The sequence below is a fragment of the Geomonas limicola genome (assembly GCF_014193675.1).
Classification (GTDB): Bacteria; Desulfobacterota; Desulfuromonadia; order Geobacterales; family Geobacteraceae; genus Geomonas; species Geomonas limicola.
Window position 1 is genome coordinate 318,932 of the sequence record NZ_BLXZ01000002.1, and the last position, 19,089, is coordinate 338,020.

Genomic DNA, 19,089 nt, shown 5'->3' on the forward strand with positions numbered 1-19,089 from the left:
AACCATCGCATCAGATTCTGTATTTACGTCGGTTCTGCTGCAACTCCCGCAGCAGAATTTCTAAGCGTTTGAAACTATCCTGTAGGAAATGGGGGTGTATTCCGCTTCGTCTTGCCAGAACTACCAGCTTTTCCCAGAGCTTTTGGGCATCACCGGAAACGTTACCGTTGGCGATGGCCTCCAATTCAGTCATCTTGTTCTCGAGGTAGGAGATGTCCTGAATCATCTTCCGGTCAAGGAACGTACCTGTTGCCACGCTGACTGGATAGCGTGTCGAGAAAGCTTCCTGCAAATGTGCCTGCTTCTCGCGCCAGGCGAAAACCTTGCGCCTCATGGCGTCCACTGAGGTAGCAGCGCAGTCTCTCGCTGCGTTGCGTACCTGTATCGCGAGATCTCCGACCAGCAGTGAGCGCACAGAACCTGCCGCCTTGCGGCCCCAGTAAGCACCTACCACAGCTCCTGCACCTGAGAACACCACGCTGCCTGCCGGTCCGAACAGCAGAAGTCCTAACATGCCGCTCGTTACACTACCAACCTTTCCGACTGCAATACGTCCAGCAGTGTTTGAGAGAGCGTTGATAACTGCGCCGTTCAGGTCCGTGTGGTGGTTGACCAAGTCGCGCAACGAGGCAGCCGATGAGACTGCGAGCGAAATCCACGGGATTTCAAAATCTGCCAGTTCCCGAGCAGAGTGAAGCGACTGCTCTGTCAAATCCAGCACCTGGTCATGCTGGAGCATGGGGTCGACATAAACGTTGTTGAGGTGTCCTACCTGACCCGCCAGATCGGCATTTACTATAACCGGAATGTCATGGAATCGTTGCAGGTGTTCGTGGACACCGGCGGCAGTAGCTAGGTTCTTGATTTGGAAAGGAGCCCCGTCGACCAGTACATCCCACCCCTCTTGATTGGAGACCGAAGGGAAAACTACGTCATGCCCCTGCGCCTCCAGGTGGTGGGCAACTAGCCGCTCGGCCACGTAGCCCTGCATCTGGCTCACACTGCCGACTAACCGCTCGCTGGACAGATCGTCCAGGCGTTTTGCGAACAGGCTGAAATTAAATATGGAGTGTAGATCTTCAGATCGTGAAAAATCAACTCCTTCGACGACCGTGGGGTCAATCCTGACATAGTCGTATAGGAAGTCTCCGAAAGTGAGGCCTCCATACAAAACACCTTCCAGGCGCTCACCCTCATCACGTGCGAAATATGATCTCAAAGAGCCGCCTGAAGGTACCCTCAGACTGGCCCTCATGGCCTCATCAACATTCCCGGCAGTGAGGTACCCAGTGACTGCGGGGTTGGAGACGATATGTTTCATTGCAAGGCACCCATTCCCCATTGCAGCCGCTCCGCTTCGAAACATTTACCTGACGCTACTTCGAGTTCTTTCGTGCACTGCTTCAGCACGGCTCTTTGTTGTGAGGCAATCTCTTCCTGTGTCTTGGCCTCGTTTTTTAGCTGAACCAAGTCTTCGGTCGCTTCTTGTAGCTGACAGGCAATGTAATGAACGTCGGGATCGGCGGGCATGAATCCCTCTTCCCACAGGCTAGCTGCTTTCAATGCGATCTGCTTGCTGCTGTCCTTAATGCCGAGGGACGTTTCAAAACCATCCCATTTGTTGTTGATGGCACCGGCGATCTTTCCGAAAAAGGAGCTGCTTTGAGGCCTCGACTTGATCTCGACCTGTTCCTTAAGCAGAGTTAGAAGCTTTTCTCCCTGTGCCGAAAGCTCCATTCCCCATTTGCCGTCTCGAATTTTGTCCACTACCTCGGGAACCATTGCTCTGATTTTTTTAACCGTCTTCTCCCGATCGGTTGCCAGAGTGCTTTGCTTTTTCAAATTCTCATTGATGAGTGCCACGGTTGAGTCATAGGCTGACTGGGCGTTATCTACAGCCACCCTGGCGGCATTGCGAACCGCACGTTGTTCAAGCACTGTACTCCAGTCCCTAGCCCACGCCGCAACGGCCTTCTCTGTGCAGTCGTTATGCTTGTCTATCTCAGAGGTATGGAGCGAGGAGACTACCGATTGGGTGAGGACGAGGGGGACCAATCGCTCACGCATTTTCCTGTTCTCTTTGGAGATAAGCCAGAATGCGCCTCCCCCGATAAAAGCGATGAGAAAAAGAGGGTTAGACAGTACGGCAATTAAGGAACTCATCGAGGTATATGCCGCGAAAGGCAGAGAAAAACCGAGCAGATGCGTGATGCCCGCAAGTAGGGACGATGCTCCCATGTAGAAGGAAAATCCGCCGATGCCCACGGTGGCGGCGAAGGCGGTACCGAGGGCACCGCTTGTCAGGAGAGTTCGGAGTTTTTCGTCGCTCACCTCATGCAGGTTGAGTTCCTTCTGTAACGCCGCGCGCTGTCCGGCCGGAAGCTCGCTGATGAAGTCCCGGATCTTGGCCAGGAATTCCTCTTGTTTGTCGTGTGGCAGATCCGGGAACTTCTCCTGCATGATACCGAACATTTTCCCGGTTTGGAACACGACCAAATCGTGCAGGGAAGTGCCCTGGAAAGAAAGGTCGTGTTTCCGCATCAGAGCTAGGCCTGCTGTTATGATATCCTCGCAGTTGTCGCAGAAATCCCTCGGCGCCGTGTAATGGCGAGGGGGAATTTCACAAATCTGGTTGATTTGCGCGTACAGATTGAGACACAGTTGGTGTTGCTGCAGGGTTTCAAGCTGGGCTACCCGGCTTTCGAGCTTTCTCGCAAACTCACTGCCGGCTGCCTTTTTGTCCAGCCAGTCCGACATTCGCCCTTCCATTACAGCACCGACGGTAGCCTCTTCCAAAAGGGCAAGGATCGAGGACAGCGCTTGCGGTGTCATGGTCGCGAAGGCCTGGGCGAGATCTCCAGGTTCAGAAGACGACATAGGTCCTCACTTTCGATTTGATCTCTAAAATTAGGGGGCATTTAATACCTAAACAATAAGCAAAGCAACCGTTAATTGGCGGCAACGGGTGATAAACAGACAGGATCACAGATCATGATGATATGGCTGCTTTCACTTAGGGCTTCTTCGATTATCTGACCTTTCTGAAATAGTGCCGATAGTAGATTCCTGTGCCAGGAATCCCAAAGGCCAGGTAGTGCTTGCCGTTGGAGGAGATACCATACCGACAGCCAGGTATGCCGATGCTCCACCCCATGCCACTTCCGGTCCAGGTGGTACGCATCGGTCCGGTGCTAAAGATTTTCCGGAACAGTAATCCCTTCACATTCCCTCCTCTACGGCTGGTGCCGGTGTGTCGGCGCATCGGCCGGTGCAATTTCCGTTGCGGTGACCTGCGCGGAACGAAGGCGCCTGACTGCCGCGGTAAAGTCCTCCTGACTAAAACGCGTCCTCCCGCTCTTTCCAACGGCGAAGGCCGCATCGATGACGGCGTTTTTTATCTCGCGTCCGCAGAAGCCGGTGCATTCCTGTGACAAAGCGGCCAAGTCCACGTCGTCTGCGAGGGGTAACCTTGACGGCAGGTGCCGGCGCCAGATTTCCTGGCGGGCGTCCGCATCGGGGAGCCGGAAGCGAATGTGCCGCACACGGGTCTCAAAAGCAGGGTCGTAGTTTTCCACCAGGTTAGTGGCGAAGATCACTACCCCGCGGAATCGTTCCAGGCAGATCAGGATCTGGCTCCGCATGGAGTTGATCGCCTGTTCCGATCCTTGGGTGACGTTGGTGAGCCGGCGGGAAAGGAGGGAGTCGGCCTCGTCGATAAAGAGGACTGAGCCATCGCGCTGGGCTGCGTGAAAAAGCGCCTCCACGTTCTTCGGTCCGTCGCCGTGGTATTTGCTTTCGATCTGGGCATAACTTGCCACGATGATTCCCTTGCCCAGCGCAGCCGCGACGGCGTGGGCCGAAAGGGTTTTTCCGGTGCCGGGAGGGCCGTGAAAGTTTAGGGCGGAGCGCGGAAACGGTTCGATCTCCCTGAGCCCCCATGCGTCGAAAATGAGCGGCTCCAGCTCGATCAGGCGCACCGCGTTCTCAAGTTCTTCAAGTAACGGCTGGGGTGCAACCAACTGGTCCATACGCCATAGGGGAGCCACGCTCAGGTATCGCGCGGCTTTCTCCTCCAGGCTATCCTCATCGACGCCCTCATCTTGGGGCTCGGGATTTTCCCCCTCGGGAGAGTGGGGCCGTGAGCTGATCCTGAGGGATAGCTCCCGGTCGCCACTCGCCTGTCTCAGGTCGTTGCAGGCCCTTATGATGCGGCTGTTGAAGATCGCCGTTTCGGCGCGGTCCACCGACTCCGGAACTCCGTACACGAACAGATCGTTCATTTTCCCTCCTTTCGAATTAAAATTGCACCCTGATCCGGTCTTTGCCGGAGAAACGTCGCGTCAGTTCGCTGTCCAAGGTGCCGCACTCCCAGGCGGTTTTCTCGCGCAATTCCCCGCTTTGGCTGAATAGTCCCGTTACGACCCGGTAGTTGCCGTTTGCCAAGCGGGTCTGTACCAGGCTCCCAACATCCACTGAATCTACGCGCTTGGCAGCCAGCCAGTCCCTGACCGTTTCCCAGGCAAGCCGGGAAGTCGTGACGACGGTGTCGACCACCGAGTCCCAGTTTTCGCAGATCTTTCCCAATAGCCTGACTCCAAAGTAAATCGCTGCCATGGTAAATGGCTCCATGCTCCCCCCTGTCAGTTTGGAAACAACACCAGGTTCGTCCCCCTGTGGACCTCGGCCACCGTATCATCGATCCGGCCGGACGAAACGGTCTCGGTGTCGAGCACCTGGTGCGTCTTTTTGTTGAAGATTCCATAGACCGTTCTGTAGTCGCCGCTGGCGAGCCGCTCCTGAAGACTAAAGCCGACATTGTCGATGTCTCGCGCCTTGAGGCTGATCCGCGCCTGGAACCACCGACAGATCCGGTCCCAGTTGAGGCATACCAGCGAGATCACGCTTCCCGCAACGGCTCCGGTAAGCGCAGCCTTCAGCAGGCCAAATAGAAAATATTCGAAACCAGTCATAGCCGCACCTCCATCACGCAAAGTGGATCATGTCGTTATCGCCGAACAGCTCGTCCAGTTCCTCATCGAGACGGGAGATGAGCAGCTTCTTGCCGACCAATTGACCATCGGCTCCAAGAACGGGTTTACAGTCGGCGTCCAGGTAGAGCCAGATGAACAGGAAGCCGGTCGGGTCGGGTCTCTTTACCAGAACCCCCCGGGCATTTTCCACCGCCTGCGGCAAGTGGTGGAGGGCAATGCGTACAGCCTCCGGATAGGTCAACAGATCTATCCGGGGCACGTGCAGTTGTGTGTCAAGCTTTCTCAGAATCCTTCCGATGAGCGCCGGTTTTGCCGCAGCGAGGCAATGCCTGCCGGCACCCACCAAAAATGCCCGTAACAGTCTCATTCCCATGCTCCTTTCAATCTCTTAGTCATTTGTCAACGGTCACGTTTCTAGACTCGGGCCCGGATAAGCCAGCGCGATCCGGAGTCGGCGTAAAGATCCTCCTTCCGGTACACGGTCATCACCCGGCCATCCAGGGCGCAAACGACGTGTACTCCAGTGCATTCTGAGAGATCAACACCCCTTGACCGGTAGAAGGCGACTTCTCTTTGCCATACCACACGGGTCCTGGCATCGGGGGATTTCAGTATCCGTCCGTATTTCAGGACCAGCTCCGCCTGTTCCGGGCTGATACCGCGTGTTTTGAGACGCGCCCACGCGTGCCAGCTGAATCGGTGTTTCCCCCCATCGTTTTGAATATCTGCGGTCTGGGTGCTTGCGTAGGCGTTTGCGTAGGCGTTTGCGTAGGCGTTTGCCATGTTCCTTCCCCCTATTACTGTCGTGAGCTGCAGGCTCATTCATTGGCCAGATATAGAAGAAGACGGCGCCCCTCCGGATATTTTCAAAGCCAGCCCCAAAATTTTTTTACCGCTACCGCTTGGGGGTGGGCTTAAGTACCGAAAGCCAGGCTGTGGGGACGATGCAGCCGCAAGCGGACTCGCTGTAATCAACCACGGCACCCAACAGAGATTTTTCAGAAAATACGCATTTGGAGATGCAAATCCTTTGGGCCAGGTTGGTAATCGTGGTATAAACCCTGACGGTTTCCTATGGCAGAGGTGGATGATCCGGTGATCCGAGGCGGGTACGTCTTCAGCCATGTTCGTCTGCTCTATGCGTTGTGACGTATCTGTGATGTGGGGGGGGACTGGTATGAGCAGAAGCATCCGCAGGCTGCGCCTGGAGGAGATTGACCATTTCGACCCCTGCCAGTGGGGGGAGAGGTATCTGTTCCATGGCATGAAAAACGGGCAGATCCGCATCTTGACGGGCGGACAGTTTGCCGGAGGCGATCCTGAGGGCACCCATCCGGTTTTCATCCTGCACAAGATCGAGCACGACTGTTTCAAATTCTGTCCTTGCTCCAGCAAAAACTACAATTCCGGCATCGCAAGCTATATCCGCAGGAATTCGGTGACCCCTCCCTGTAAGCCTCCTACCGACCGGGACAGCTACCTCCTTCATTTCTACTCATTCAACATCTACCTATCCGACCGTGTCGTCGACCGCCTGCAACTGCGCGGGGTTGTTTCCGAAGAGGACATCGTCGGTACCCATCACAAGCGAGGAGGCTCCCTTTGAACTCCGGATTTGAAACGTGGGTTTCCAGCGCCGCGTGCCGGGAGCCACTGCGCCAGTGTGCGAAACAGGTGATTCGGCGAGCCAACGACCTTGCCCTTCAGCTCGACGATTCCAGCGACAACTCTGACGACTACCTGGAGAGCGTAACCGCGCTCCTTTGGCAGTTCGTCAAGGAGCACGCGGATTCGGTTGCTGAAAAGGCGGCAGCATTGCTCGCGGGGGGCGACGAGTCGTCCTTCATGGCCTACCTGACCCGGGCCTTTCTTTCAGATTGCGTGGACAAACGGCGCACCGACAGCCCCTTCCATGCCTATTACCGGCACATGCGGGCCGTCATCTCGCGGGAGGAACGTTTCCGTTACCTGCCGTGCGGTTTTGAGGGGTCGTACTACGCCTGCTCGACTGAGGAGAGCCTAGACCGCCTTCCTGAGCGTTGGTGCCAGGGCGATTTCTCCGGTTGGTCCAGGTCCTCCGTACCTTACCGCGACATCCACGGCAACTCGGGCATGCTCGCCTTGGCCCGGCACTTCTGGGACGAATCGCTGCGGCAGATCCTTGCCGAGTACCTGCTCCCGATCCGGGAACTGGTGCGGTTTGTCACCTTTTCCTACCCGATGCTGGTGACGGCCGTCGTCGATCACGGTGCCGATACTGAACGCAGCGAGGGAGCAACCTACGGAGTGGCGGATCACCTGCTGCCCCCGGAGCTGGTTGCCGAGGCGTGGAGTCGTCAATCTCGTGCCTTGGAGTTCGATGTGGTGGACACCCAGCTTGAATCCCTGGCTCGGGAGTGCGTCGCGGCATTGACCGGACGGCAGAAACTGGTTCTCGATCTGTATGACCAGGAGTTGACCCTCGAGGAGATCGCTCGCCGGCTGGACGAAAAGGGACCCAGCAATATTCACTATCACCTGAAGGCGGCCCGATCTGTGCTGAAACAGCGGTGGGGGCTTTGGGGACCGCCGGTCCTAAGGGAGTTCGCGGAGGTGGATGAGGAGGAGTTCTTCCTTTTTTACGAAACGGTAATTTCTTTTTGTAAAAGGGAATCGGAGGGCCGTAGCAAGTGAAAAGGACACTGACCATGAACCTCGACGATCTGAAGCTAAAACTTGCCTGGCAGGCAGCCTTCGAGCTCCGTACCTGCCCGGATCTGGCCCTGCTCCGCGTAGCGCAGGCGGACCGGCATCTGGAGCGGCATCTCGCCGTCTGTCCCTCCTGCAGGGAGACACGGGCCCTCCCCGAAGCTGAACTCGCGGCGTGGGGGGTGGTGCGGGAGCAGTTTCTTTCCCTTGCCGGAAAGGGTGCGGTCCCGGAAAAAACCGCCGGCCAGGTGTGGCTGCTCGACTCCTCCCTTGCGGGATGGACCGAGGATCATAGCTTCCTCAGGCCTCCCGCTGTGCTGCTGCTAGAGCGGACCCCGGTCGGCTCCGGCTGGCGGGTGGCGCAGATCTACTCCGACAGAGCCTTGATGTGGCACGGGGACGTGGCACTTTCCGAGCGCTTCGGCTTCGCACAAGCCTGGAACTGCTACACCATCAAGGAGAGCTTGCTGTCGAATTGCCTCGGAGTGGCCACGGAAGGGGAGTTGCGGGCGGTAGAAGCGGCGGCCGCGGTGGATCATGAACCTGCGCAACGGGATTCACCGATCGCCTTTTTCCGGCAGCTTGAGGTACAGGTCGGGGCGCAGATTTCCCTGCCAGCGGTTCTGGACTTGGCGGCGGAGTATGAAAGGCTTGCCCCACCGTCCCATTCCGAAATCTGCCAACGCATCTTCGGTTCGGTAGGTTTGGCTGTGCAGGCGCTCAAAGGGTGGGGGTGGAGCGTCCCGGAGGTGAGCCGACTCAAGGGCTTTGCCCCTTTCCACACACCAGAAGAGTCACTGGTCGAATCTCTTTTCGGTTTACTCGCTGCCGCCTCCCCACCCTCAGGGCAGGCTCCCATGTCCGCCGCGGGCACGGCGCACACTCTCCCCGTCAACCATGTGCGCAGCGCCCGGGAGCGGGCACTCGGCGTCGAGCCGCTCCTGGCCCGGATCAACCTGGAGCAGTGGCAGGGGGACGGCTACCTCGTCTCGGGCGACCTGGCCTCTCCTTTCGACCACGCCGTCCAGGTTCTCGCCTCGCTCCGGCGGGAGGACGGCACGCAGTTGGAGACCCGCTACCTGCTCAAGCCGGGAGCAGCGAACTTCCTGCTTTTCTTTGAGGGTGCTGAGGAGGGGGAAAGCTCCCTGGAGCGGGTGCAGATGCTACTGGTGAGCCATGAATAACTGGTCCCTTGCCGCGGTGGCCGAGTTCGTAACCGACGCCAACCTGGACCGGTACACCAGCGCCTGCCTTCCTGTTCCACACCCTGGCATCTGGCCAGAGGAGGGGCGATTTCCACAACTGGCGGAGTCCATCGAGCGGGCCCTTCCCGACCCCCGCAAGCGGACCTTCTACCAGACCCTTCTGGCCAGCTTCCTGATGGCTCCCGGCTCCTCGCCTGGGTGCCTGCTGGAATGGCTGAGTCAACGGATATCGATCGGCGAGCTGGCGGGGATTCCCTGTGGCGCACGGGAACTGGTCTCCTGGACGTGGCGCCGGGTCCCCATCGTGCTGGCAGGCTCCGTCCAAAATGATGTCGACCGCGTGAAGTATCTGCTGGTCGGCTGCTACGGTGGCGCAGCCCATCAGCTCTGTCCCGGATGGGCAGAGCGCATGCTCGACACGGACGCCCGCAAAGCACTTCAGGCAGCGGGGGCTCTGGCACGGAGCAGGAATCCGGGAAAGAACTTTTTTTTCTGGCCGCTGATCGATCCAATGAGTACGGCAACCATTCAAGGGCCGTCGCTGGGTTTGGCTGCCTATCTCGGAGCATTTTCGGCAGCCTGCGACCTCGAGGTTCCCAGCCTCCTGGTGACCGGCGCGCTGCATGAGGATGGCAGCATCGCCGAGGTAGATTCCCTGCAGCAAAAGTATGCCGCGGCCAAGAACTACCGCGGTTTTATCTACCCGGCCCTCACCGCCCTCGATGCTCTGGCTGCTTCCGGATGCGATGTGGTGGAAACGCTGCCGGTGAGCCGCCTGGTGGAAGCGGAGAGCCTCTGGGTATCTTATTCGCCAGGAAGTGGTAGAAAGATTGCCGATTTCGCGCTGCTCAGGGAGGATCCGATCAAGCTCTTGGCTGCCCTGCCCCATATCGATCCGGAACTGGTCTACAGCATCCAACGGGACGCCGAGGCACTCTCCCGCACCTTGGGCCGGAGTGCTGGGTCGGCCACTCAGGAGGAACTCGAGGCGCTGCTGCGCTTCCTGCGCGACATGGAATGCATCCTGGACCGGCCCAACTATGACAGGAGAAGAGCCGCTGCGGTCCTTGGTCTTTTCGACGTGGACATGGTGGAGCAGATGATCCCACATGCGCCGGGCGCAGCGTTCGAAATTGCGCTGCTCAAGACCAGACTCGCCAACCACCTGGGGGAGACAGGCACGCAAAGGCAGTGGCAGGATATCGCCGAGAGGTGCAGCCAGAGGATGCCTCTGCGCCACCGGCGCGAACGAAAGCTCCTTTATTTGGTAAACAGGCTCAACGGCGCGATGCACAACACCTTTTCCTTTGCAGACCCTATTCCCGCAGCGACCGCGGCGGAATTTGACGGGATCGTGGGGTTCTTTGAAACCCAGTTTCGAGATGAGCTGGCCCTTGAGGGGAAGGCTTTTGACTTCAACCTGGGGTGCTACTACGGGACGATGATGCAGCATTGGGCGTTTCGCGGCCCAGAAAACCTGCCGACGGTGGAGTCCTTCTCGACGAAAGCACGTGAAGCGTTCGGGAACGGATTCTTCCCGGAATACAGGGATCACTACCTGCGGCAGTACTGTTATCTGGCATACGCCTACCTCGATGCAGGGAAAGTGACAGAGGCGGAGGGTGCCCTTAATCGTTATCTTGAAACCGAAGACCTTTCCGACTTCCGGTTTGAAGAGGAAGGGAATCCCTACAAGCACGCCGTGCTGGGTCGCTTTCTAGCAGAGACTGGCCGAAATCTGCCGGCATATGTTGCGTGGGCACTGGAGAACCCGCACCTGAAGAGTCAGCACCCCTGGCAACTGTGGCTCTACAACATGGGGCATGTTGCGGATGATCCGCTGCACAAGGAGCATTATTGGAGGCGGTCGCTGGAAACCTGTCTCGAGCCGGCTGCGGGGGAAGTCATCAGGGCCATGGGCCTACTGCCGCTTGCGGCTCTGTGCGGCAACCGTTGCAGGGACAGGCGTTTCGTCGAGAGCGCTTCAGGAGCAGTACTGCAGGCGGTTGAGGGATTTCCCGCGCTGCGGAACCAATTGCGCAAGGTGTCGCACGATTGCCCGAGCCTTTTTGAGATGCTGGCACAGCTAAGCGGGAACCTGCCGGTCATGTTCCCCTTTTCGTACCGATAGTCCAGTCAGGACTTTTTATTATTATAGGAGGGACTATGGCAGGATACCAAGGCTTTGTCGCCACGACGTACCAACTGATCCGCAGCAAGTGGAGGGTTTTTCTTACCTCGTTTGTCTTATCCGCACTTCTTTCGACCGTCATTTTCATAAAAGTGAACTACGAGCCCTATTACCTGACCAAGGGGATTGAGTACGAACATGAAGCGAAGCAGCTCTGTAAGGTGGTACAAATCCTCTCGAAGTCTCTTGCCGGCCCAGGAGACCATGTTGCGGTCCTTAATGGGATAAATGGTGTTATCTCGCTCACCCATTCCTACGTCCAGATAGCCTTTGGGGATGACCTCAGCTTCGACAACGGAAAAAAACGCTCCGTGGATGCCGAGAGATCCATCGTCGCTTACAACCACTCTTTCAAGAGTGGTTTCGGAACGGTCAAGATCTCGACCCTCAGAAGCAACAAGCCCAAGCTCAAAGACCACCTCTACAGAGCATGGACTTGGTCGGCCGTGGAATTCGTGAAAGACCGGCAAGGGTACCTGCAGCACAAGTCCTATTTGAGGTCCACTTTCCTGTACATAACTCTGGCCGTCGTATGGACATTTGCGATCTTCATGCTCTCGCTCCTTAGATCGAAGTACGAGGAGAACATCTTTCTCAATTCACAGCTCGTCAAGGAAGGGTACTACCTGCGCAAGGAATACGACACCCTCAGCGAAGAGATCGAAGAACTCGTGGCGGGAGGGGTCGCAGGCGACAGCGACCTGATAGCGGACAAGCGGCAAAAACTGAAGGACCTCGAGGCGGAGCTCGGCAACATCCACGCCAAGACAAACATAAACATGATGAACGCCAAGATGGAGTATTTCGAGCCCAATTACGCCTACACCATCGAGGAAATCAGGGAAAAGCTCTGTATAAGCACCATCACGAATAACAGCGACATCAGTGTCATAAGCTACTCGGACCGGTATTTCCAGAGAGAGAGCCATGTGCGCTTCTTCATTGAGCTGCTGGGGCTGAAAAGGCTGAGGGCCGATCTCCTGAAATCCGTGAACATCTCCGTGCCGATCCTGAAGGGCCAGGACCGTGAGAAGAAGGAGGAGGAGATCAGAAGCAGGTTCGCGAAATACCTGCCGACCGTGTTGTTCGAAAAGCTTAAGATCGACGTCCATAACATCCACGATAAGGAATACCTCCATATGAGGGTCATGGACATCATCGGTGGCAGCGAGAAGTTGACCCTGACGCTCGACAAAGGGATGGATTCCCTTGAGCCGCACAAGGCTGACAATGACAAGTATGCAACGGCTACCAGAACCTACGCGGTGGTAGCGTACGGTAGTTAGAATCGATTTTATCCCGCAAACGGAGAAGAGACTTGCTTCAACACTGCATCGTCAAAACTAGCATCGCTTGTTATCTGGCCTTTGCCCTCATTTGTGCCGCTACTCTAGGGATAGCGGGGAATGGAAAGCTGATTGATGTTTACAGGAAGAAGTTTGAGGAGCAGAGAACGATTTCGGAGAGCTACTAATAAGGGTCTACGAGGAGCAGGTCGGCTGGAAATCTCCTGGGCACGAAGGACCCGGCAGGGGAGCGAAGTAGTGAGATGGAGCAAGGTGAAATCGGTTTTACGCTTGGAGATTTAGATGCATAGGCCCACCCACAGCACGAGCAGCCAGATACTGGCTGCCATAGGAAAGGGGAAGGAAAAGCTCCCTCTTGAATCTCCTGCTGCCAGGCGGCTTTTGAGTGACTGCAATGTGGCGCCCGGCCAGGTGCAGCGCATGAAAGACGGCACTCCGCTCATCAACTCATGGGTGACTGTTGTCGAGGGGAAGGCGGTCGCGTATTGCCATTCGGTGAAAACAAACGATGACAAGACTTATGTTCGTGACTTCCGAGGGGAAATCACAACTCTAAGCGGTGGAAGGGATGAGTTCATCGGTAATCTCCTGCAGCTATTTCTAGCGCAGGAGAGACGGCTGGGAGAGGACGCAGCTTTTTCCGGAACGGCATCGGTGCCTTCACCTTTTCAATCTTCGACTAGTGTATCTTCTGGCGCCGAGATGAGCCTCTTGGACAGGGTCATACAGATCCTCGCCGAACTCCCCAACACAAGGGCCGTCGACATTGCTAGCGAGCTGAGCCGGCGCAGCAACCATCATTACGACAAGACGACTGTCAACAAGCTTCTGTACGGTTCGTTAGGCCCCAAAGTCATTAAAGACAGCGACTTTCGCTGGAGACTGAGGGACGGTGTGACGGCCCCATCTGTCATGGCCAGGAAGGTCTCGATTTCACCACTTGGGGGCGCGGCGGCCAATGAAGTGGGAGACATAAGCTTTGATCAGCTGATGCGCTCCGATACGCCCTATAAGTTGGTGACCGATGAACTGTGGGATCGTTGGGTGGCCCTGCTCAAGTCGAGCGAGGTGAGGCTAAACGGAATGAGAGCGACAGCCGACAGGCTCGACCTGTACTGGCCCTCGTTCTTGGGCAAAAAGACCATTGCTGACTATCTCGATTTTACCCTTTATGACATTTGCGAAACCAAGGACCCGCGCCTCGGCAAGGTCATCTTCCTCTGCATCGCTGGCAAGGCCCTCGATCTCATTCTTAACTCAAGTTCGCGTTCACGGACGGATTCCCTGCCCATGAAACCCGGGTATATTTCGGACCTTTCCGAAAAAATTGCAGCAAGAAACTCCCAGCTTTCTGCTGACCGCACCTTTGGCGACCCAATAGACCGAACGACTGGTGCGGAAAATCCTGATGTGAGCTTCTACCGCTTGATGGAAGCGGAAACGCCGCATTGCATGGTGAGCGACGAGCAGTGGAATGCCTGGGTCGCCACTTTGGAAAAGAGCCCCGCTCGGCTGCAAAGGGTGAGGGTCGTCGCCGACAAACTCGATCTCTATTGGCCTCCCTTCTTTGCCACAAAGGTCATCTCGGATTATCTTCATTTCAAACTTGCGGATATCGCAGATATTAAAGAGCCACGCATCCAGAGGGTAGTGTTTCTGTGCCTCTGCAGGGAAGCGCTGGACCTTAACGGGCAGCAAGGCGCAAATGACATACAGGTAGAGGTAGGCTTAGAGGGCACTACAGCCGGAGATGAGGGCTGTGACACTGTGGCAGAATGTGAGCCGCTGGTGGAGGATCTTTCCCTTAATGCATTTCAGCCGAAATCGGCTCCTGCAGAGTTACTACCCCCGTCGACAGCACATGCGGCCAGCACTACTTCGGAAGCTTCAGAAGGACCAAGTGCTGCTGCGGTCGGTTGCGAAATAGAGGGACATCAGCCTTCCGTTTCTTTCGAAGACTGCGCCGTGGTGAACGATACCGGCAAATGTGCCACTCCTGTAGAGGGAGAGTCTCCAGTCGGGCTAGATCTAGCTGTCGTGGATCTTTTCGACGGGAACGAAAAACTCAGCACCCAAGAGAGCGCAAAATTGTTCGGCGATGGCGAAGAGGTGACTTCTAGCGACGCGACTTGGATACCGGCTAGTGGGAACGAACCGTCCGGCAAAAGCACTCCACCGGTGGCCCCCTCTGACATCAGGTCTTGGGAAGCGACGCCGTTGACGGAAGTTGAGGGCGGTGCTGCCGTGGTCATCGGCGAGGGAGCCGAGGACGGTGACGAAGATGTATCAGATGGCGCTGCCGGGGCCGTTGCCGCCCTCACTGTTCAAGGGTTCGATGAAGAGAGTGGAACCGGAAAAGATACTCCTTTCGACCAGATAAAGGCTGGCAGAGCGGGGGAGGAATCGGAGCGTGGTGAAACTTCAGCAGCCTCTGAGGAGAGTGTCGCCCTCGGCGTACCAGAAAGCGGTAAAGAAGGTACCCGGGAGGAGCCTGCTGACGTCAGCGATCTTGTAGCATCGAAACCATTCGACGGGCGTCAGTTCGCAGAGGCAGGGCTTCTCTTTCTGGAGCCAGATCCCCATCCAGGTGTTGCTGGCATCTCATGGCACCTGATTCCCTACCACAGCATATTGGAGCGCACCCCTCTAGAGTTGTTCAAAATTTCGGGGGAGAAAGAGCTGCAAGTGACTGCTTGGTTGGAAAAGTTACCGGCAGAAATGATCCCTAACATGTCTGGGCCAGCGCGGCTTCTGCTGGCGGGGCTCGATCTCCTTACGGTTGCATCATGCACCATCTCCTGGCTGCTGGCGCATTGCGGAGCCACGACCACCGAGGCCGCATTACAGGAGATATCACGCATAGTCGTAGAATGCGCCGGAGTGGAGGGACCTGGCGACGCCTTCTGGTCCGGCCCTTTTATCGATGAACAAGCACTTTTTTACCTCCTGGAAACTATGCCTGAGGGAGTGGTTGCCCTCTTCGATGAATTGAAATCACAATCACAAGTAACTGAAAACGCCATTATAACCATCTCCGAAAGTGCCATTCTTGACGGCGATTTCTCGGCAGGCTCACTTACAAGAGTTGCACGTTTTTATTCCTTGTCCTCGAAGTATCTTCTGGAGGCGCCCTCCTTTTTACGACATTCCCTGCACCCGGGGAATTTTCTTTCCTTGTCGGATCTTCTTCGGGCTTGGTCGGAAACGGTCCTCACCGAGGGGGAGGCGCTGGCAGAGACGCTGCGGTCAGGATGGGCCGATGCCGTTGCACCGATGAGGGGCGCCGATATTGCGCGCACTCTTGGGCTTAGCACACAAGGGGTTTCTCTCCGTTTGCAAAGATCAGTGGAGAAACTGTCCCGAAAAAGCTCTCTCGCGTTATTGCAGGAACTCTTCTTCGGGATGTTCAGTGAAACATGCAGACATGATGGAATCTGCACCGCCAATGAGTTGTTGCAAGGCCTTTCCTCTCGTTTTGGATGGACCGACCCTCCCCAAGAAAAGATCCTCTGTGATCTTTATAAACGTTTTGGAGGTAAAACCATTATTTTCGAAAATGGCTGGTCAGCGTTGCGGGATCGGTCGTTCTCTACGGGAAACCCTTGCATTGCTGAGCGGTGGCGGCAATTTGATGCGGACATACCATCCAATTCGAACGGGAAATTGCAACCTGAAGTAGAAGGTCCCGCCGAACTTCACGCCGAGGTCTTAGCATCACCTTCAGGTTCTAATGTCCCAGAGGATGCTCAATTTGCCCACGAGACTGAGACTGGAGTGCTGGAACCAGAGCGGGAGCTTGAGGAGCACACGGACGGTCTTTGTATCCACCCTAGTCATGCATTGTCTGCCTGGCATCTCGCGGAAGCGTTGCTCGCGCGTTGCGCTGAGCTTGGGTTGCGCGCCTCGAAGCATTCCTGGTCGATTGCGGAGCTCTGCCTTAACGATGCAGATTATCGGAGGCTTCGGGAATGGGGAGATTCAGCGGTTTTTTCGACCAGGCTCCTCCAGGAGCGGAAAAGGGTAGGGCTACTGACCTGCTCGGGACGAGAAGCAATCGCTCTCGTGTTCATCGCTTTCGCTGCGGAGGTCGCCAGAAGGGAAGCCTCGGAGGGGGAGATCTGGCCCGCCATATACAGGAGCCTTGGGGGCGGGGCCAGGGATTTTCTGATGATTCTTCAAGGCCTCAACAACCCATCTCCCCGGCCCTGGCTGAAAACGGAGCTGGAGCGAGTATTCCGCAGTTACGACCTGCGTCACGGCTTCGATAGTGCCGGGACCCATGCCTATGTGCGCAGCATCGCCCTGCAGTACGGCTTCACCCAAAAGAATCTGATGCGGATACCTTGGTGGCTTTGCGGACAACAGGTGCCAGTCGCGGTGGAGGAACTGACCGGTAAAGGACCGAACCGGTGCACCTCATTTGTCGAGCTGTGGAACGCCTTCAAGGAACTCCGTTGGAAGGGGATTTCCCGGCAAGAGTTTGCCTCTGCCGTGACAGGAAATCCCTGGTTGCCACCTGTCGGTCTTGAGACGGTGATACGGGCGGTGACTTCTCGGGCCCATTTGCTACGGCAGGGGGAAGACATGCTCCCCGGCGCTGCGCTGTCTGCGTCGTTGCTGGCTCCTCCCCGGCTTGCCATCGTGGACGGTCGGCCCTCTTACGAGGTGCACCTGGAAGAGGTGTGGCCTGAATCGTACCTGGAGCCCTCCTTTGTCCTAGCTTTCGGTTCGGACTACCGGATTGCCGCAACTCGACAACCGGACGGAGGCTATGCCCTTGCCGGCGGCCCCCTCCTCATCGATCCGGTTCGCCCAACCATCGATGTATCGGTCCTTTCAGGCGGAAATCCGGTGCTGGAGGAGCCCATACGGTATCCGCTGTGGAACGAAGAGGAGGAGTTCACCTTCTACGGCGCGAACGGCTATGCCATAGCCGAGGGGAAGATACAGGCGGAGAGGGGAGCACTGTTCCTGCTTTGTGCCGCAGACATAGAGCTCTCTGCACCGGCCGACCGACTGTATGCCCTTTTTGGCGGCAAGGCACACCTCCATCAGTTCCGAAAAGGGCTTCCCGCCGGCTTCTCCCTGAGCCTCGGCGGAGAACCATTCTGGTCGGTCCCGGAGGGTCAGGAAAACAAGCGGCGCGGTGGTGGGGCAGTCGTTGATAAGGTCCAGGGGGTTTCTCTCCCGGTCAATGCCGCCTGGGGTACCAAGGCGCGCATCCGTCTCAACAGGGTTCCCCAGGGGATGGAACCGAGACGCCTGCTCATTGGGGAGATGAGGCTCTTGGTGAGAGGTTCCGGAACGAGCATCGAGACGGAGCCCTTCCCGGTGCCTCCTGGTATCAAGGCTCTCCCTGCCCGCGGCGTACTGTTCGCCTTGGAGGGTGGCGAATTGCGGCGTATCACAGTCGAGATCGTCAGCACGTTTTCGGGAGTTGCACTGGAAACGGCGGGGGGGTGGATCACTCCGGATCCGCGCAGGATCCTCGACAAGGCAGATCTTCAGGCTCGACGCTTGCTCGCGATACCACACGAGTCGGAGGTCAAAGAGTGGGCCTATACGGAGGGGGAGCGTTTTCTCGGGCGTCCTTCCTCGGTGGGGGACCAGATCGGGCAAGAACTGGTGGGGCTCGGCGCTCCGCTTTGCCTCCGCAAGGGCCCCTATAATGCGACGGAGAAGCCGATCGAGATCTCGCGGGCAGTCATTGACAGCGGTGTGCTCGGCCCTGCCAGACGAATCGAGAGAGGGTGGTCGATAGCGCTACGTCAGGATTTGGATCTGTCGGATGATTTCCAGCTCCATGCCTGGTATCCGGAAGATTCACTGCCGGTTGTGATTGGGAGGCAGCACTGGACGCACGACCCGGAGACCAGATCTCTGCTGCTAAGAGCGACAGAAACGGTGAGCCCTGACGATCCGTGCTCCATTTCCCTTTCCTTCTTGGGAACCAGTGTCGGACGAACCTGGTGCGGCCACTTGGCCTTTCACGACTTGGCGAGGATCGTTTCCACGACTTCGAACTGGAGGGAAACGGCAGCCTGGCTTGCTTGGTGGCAGGCGCCGGTCCTGGCAGACGAGATCCGGGAGGCGGTGGGTGGCCGCGTCCGGACCAGGACGGCGGACACTCTGGCCGCCTGGGTGGGGCTCGTACCCAACCCGGAGATGCCTCATTGGATGAAGGACGTGACGCTCAAGATGAAGGTGGCCATTCGCCACTTCCTGCACGACGATCTCCCGGAGACGCACACCTGCGCCGAGACTCTGCTCGCCTTGGGGCTTCTCTCCGGTGATTGGTATGAGGACGACGACGAGGCCTGGGAGCGTCACGAGAACCTTCTTGAGATAAGCCCGGTACTCATGGCCCACTTGGTTAAAGTTGGCACGCACGACCTGTACGGCGCACGACCGGAGCGGGTAGCTGCTCTGCTGCAGAGGCTGCGCTGCAGGATCGCCGGCATCCCGGAGACCGACTCTGCGACAGCGACTGCTGACCTTGCCGAGGTCGAGAGGGGGCTTCTGCAAACTGGGGCGCGTGTGATGGGGGTTGACGATCAGTTCCTGACCCGTGCCGTCCTGGAGGAGTCCCGCAGAATACTAAGGGCGCAGGAGTGCCCGGTGCGCAACCTCAACTATTGTCTCGATATTCAACCGGTACGTGACTGGATCGCCCTGAGACTGCTGGCGTAATCGATGCGATCGCAGCA

14 protein-coding genes are annotated in these 19,089 nt (G+C 57.2%); 6 read left to right on the forward strand and 8 right to left on the reverse strand.

The genetic code is table 11. The features are described 5' to 3' along the window. Positions 1-10: 10 nt before the first annotated feature. The 8 genes from H7688_RS05265 to H7688_RS05300 form a co-directional block, all read right to left on the reverse strand. Positions 11-1,321, reverse strand: coding sequence for a hypothetical protein (locus H7688_RS05265; protein WP_183360013.1), 1,311 nt, complete (start codon positions 1,319-1,321; stop codon positions 11-13). Then, a complete protein-coding gene (locus H7688_RS05270; protein WP_183360014.1) occupies positions 1,318-2,877 on the reverse strand; it encodes a hypothetical protein in 1,560 nt (519 codons plus the stop codon). The genes H7688_RS05265 and H7688_RS05270 overlap by 4 nt, the downstream gene beginning before the upstream one ends. A gap of 151 nt (positions 2,878-3,028) precedes the next feature. Next, positions 3,029-3,262 carry a DUF4236 domain-containing protein gene (locus H7688_RS22880; protein WP_183360015.1) on the reverse strand — a complete coding sequence of 78 codons (234 nt, stop codon included), beginning with the start codon at positions 3,260-3,262 and terminating at the stop codon, positions 3,029-3,031. Further along, positions 3,234-4,280, reverse strand: a complete 1,047-nt coding sequence (locus H7688_RS05280) for an ATP-binding protein (protein ID WP_183360016.1) — start codon at positions 4,278-4,280, stop codon at positions 3,234-3,236. The genes H7688_RS22880 and H7688_RS05280 overlap by 29 nt, the downstream gene beginning before the upstream one ends. Before the next feature lie 16 nt (positions 4,281-4,296). After that, positions 4,297-4,614 (reverse strand): hypothetical protein, encoded by a 318-nt coding sequence (locus tag H7688_RS05285; protein WP_183360017.1) that lies wholly within the window; start codon positions 4,612-4,614, stop codon positions 4,297-4,299. 26 nt (positions 4,615-4,640) lie between these two features. Beyond that, positions 4,641-4,970, reverse strand: coding sequence for a hypothetical protein (locus H7688_RS05290; protein WP_183360018.1), 330 nt, complete (start codon positions 4,968-4,970; stop codon positions 4,641-4,643). Positions 4,971-4,983: 13 nt separating this feature from the next. Beyond that, positions 4,984-5,358 carry a hypothetical protein gene (locus H7688_RS05295; protein ID WP_183360019.1) on the reverse strand — a complete coding sequence of 125 codons (375 nt, stop codon included), beginning with the start codon at positions 5,356-5,358 and terminating at the stop codon, positions 4,984-4,986. A gap of 47 nt (positions 5,359-5,405) precedes the next feature. Then, positions 5,406-5,774: a DUF4258 domain-containing protein gene (locus tag H7688_RS05300; RefSeq protein ID WP_183360020.1), complete on the reverse strand. Its 369-nt coding sequence runs from the start codon at positions 5,772-5,774 to the stop codon at positions 5,406-5,408. A gap of 394 nt (positions 5,775-6,168) precedes the next feature. On the opposite strand from H7688_RS05300, the gene H7688_RS05305 reads away from it, so the two are divergent. The 6 genes from H7688_RS05305 to H7688_RS05330 all read left to right on the forward strand — a co-directional run bounded on the left by H7688_RS05305 (position 6,169) and on the right by H7688_RS05330 (position 19,072). Next, positions 6,169-6,597: a hypothetical protein gene (locus H7688_RS05305; protein WP_183360021.1), complete on the forward strand. Its 429-nt coding sequence runs from the start codon at positions 6,169-6,171 to the stop codon at positions 6,595-6,597. Next, a complete protein-coding gene (locus tag H7688_RS05310) occupies positions 6,594-7,664 on the forward strand; it encodes a sigma-70 family RNA polymerase sigma factor (RefSeq protein ID WP_183360022.1) in 1,071 nt (356 codons plus the stop codon). The genes H7688_RS05305 and H7688_RS05310 overlap by 4 nt, the downstream gene beginning before the upstream one ends. Beyond that, the gene (locus H7688_RS05315) at positions 7,661-8,863 is read left to right on the forward strand and encodes a hypothetical protein (RefSeq protein ID WP_183360023.1); all 1,203 of its coding nucleotides are present in this window, start codon (positions 7,661-7,663) and stop codon (positions 8,861-8,863) included. The genes H7688_RS05310 and H7688_RS05315 overlap by 4 nt, the downstream gene beginning before the upstream one ends. After that, positions 8,856-11,015: a hypothetical protein gene (locus H7688_RS05320; protein ID WP_183360024.1), complete on the forward strand. Its 2,160-nt coding sequence runs from the start codon at positions 8,856-8,858 to the stop codon at positions 11,013-11,015. Before H7688_RS05315 ends, H7688_RS05320 begins: the two co-directional genes overlap by 8 nt. Before the next feature lie 35 nt (positions 11,016-11,050). Further along, entirely contained in the window at positions 11,051-12,361 is a 1,311-nt protein-coding gene (locus tag H7688_RS05325; protein ID WP_183360025.1) for a hypothetical protein, read from the forward strand. A 303-nt stretch (positions 12,362-12,664) separates the two neighbouring features. Further along, positions 12,665-19,072: a hypothetical protein gene (locus H7688_RS05330; protein WP_183360026.1), complete on the forward strand. Its 6,408-nt coding sequence runs from the start codon at positions 12,665-12,667 to the stop codon at positions 19,070-19,072. The last annotated feature ends 17 nt before the right edge of the window (positions 19,073-19,089 follow it).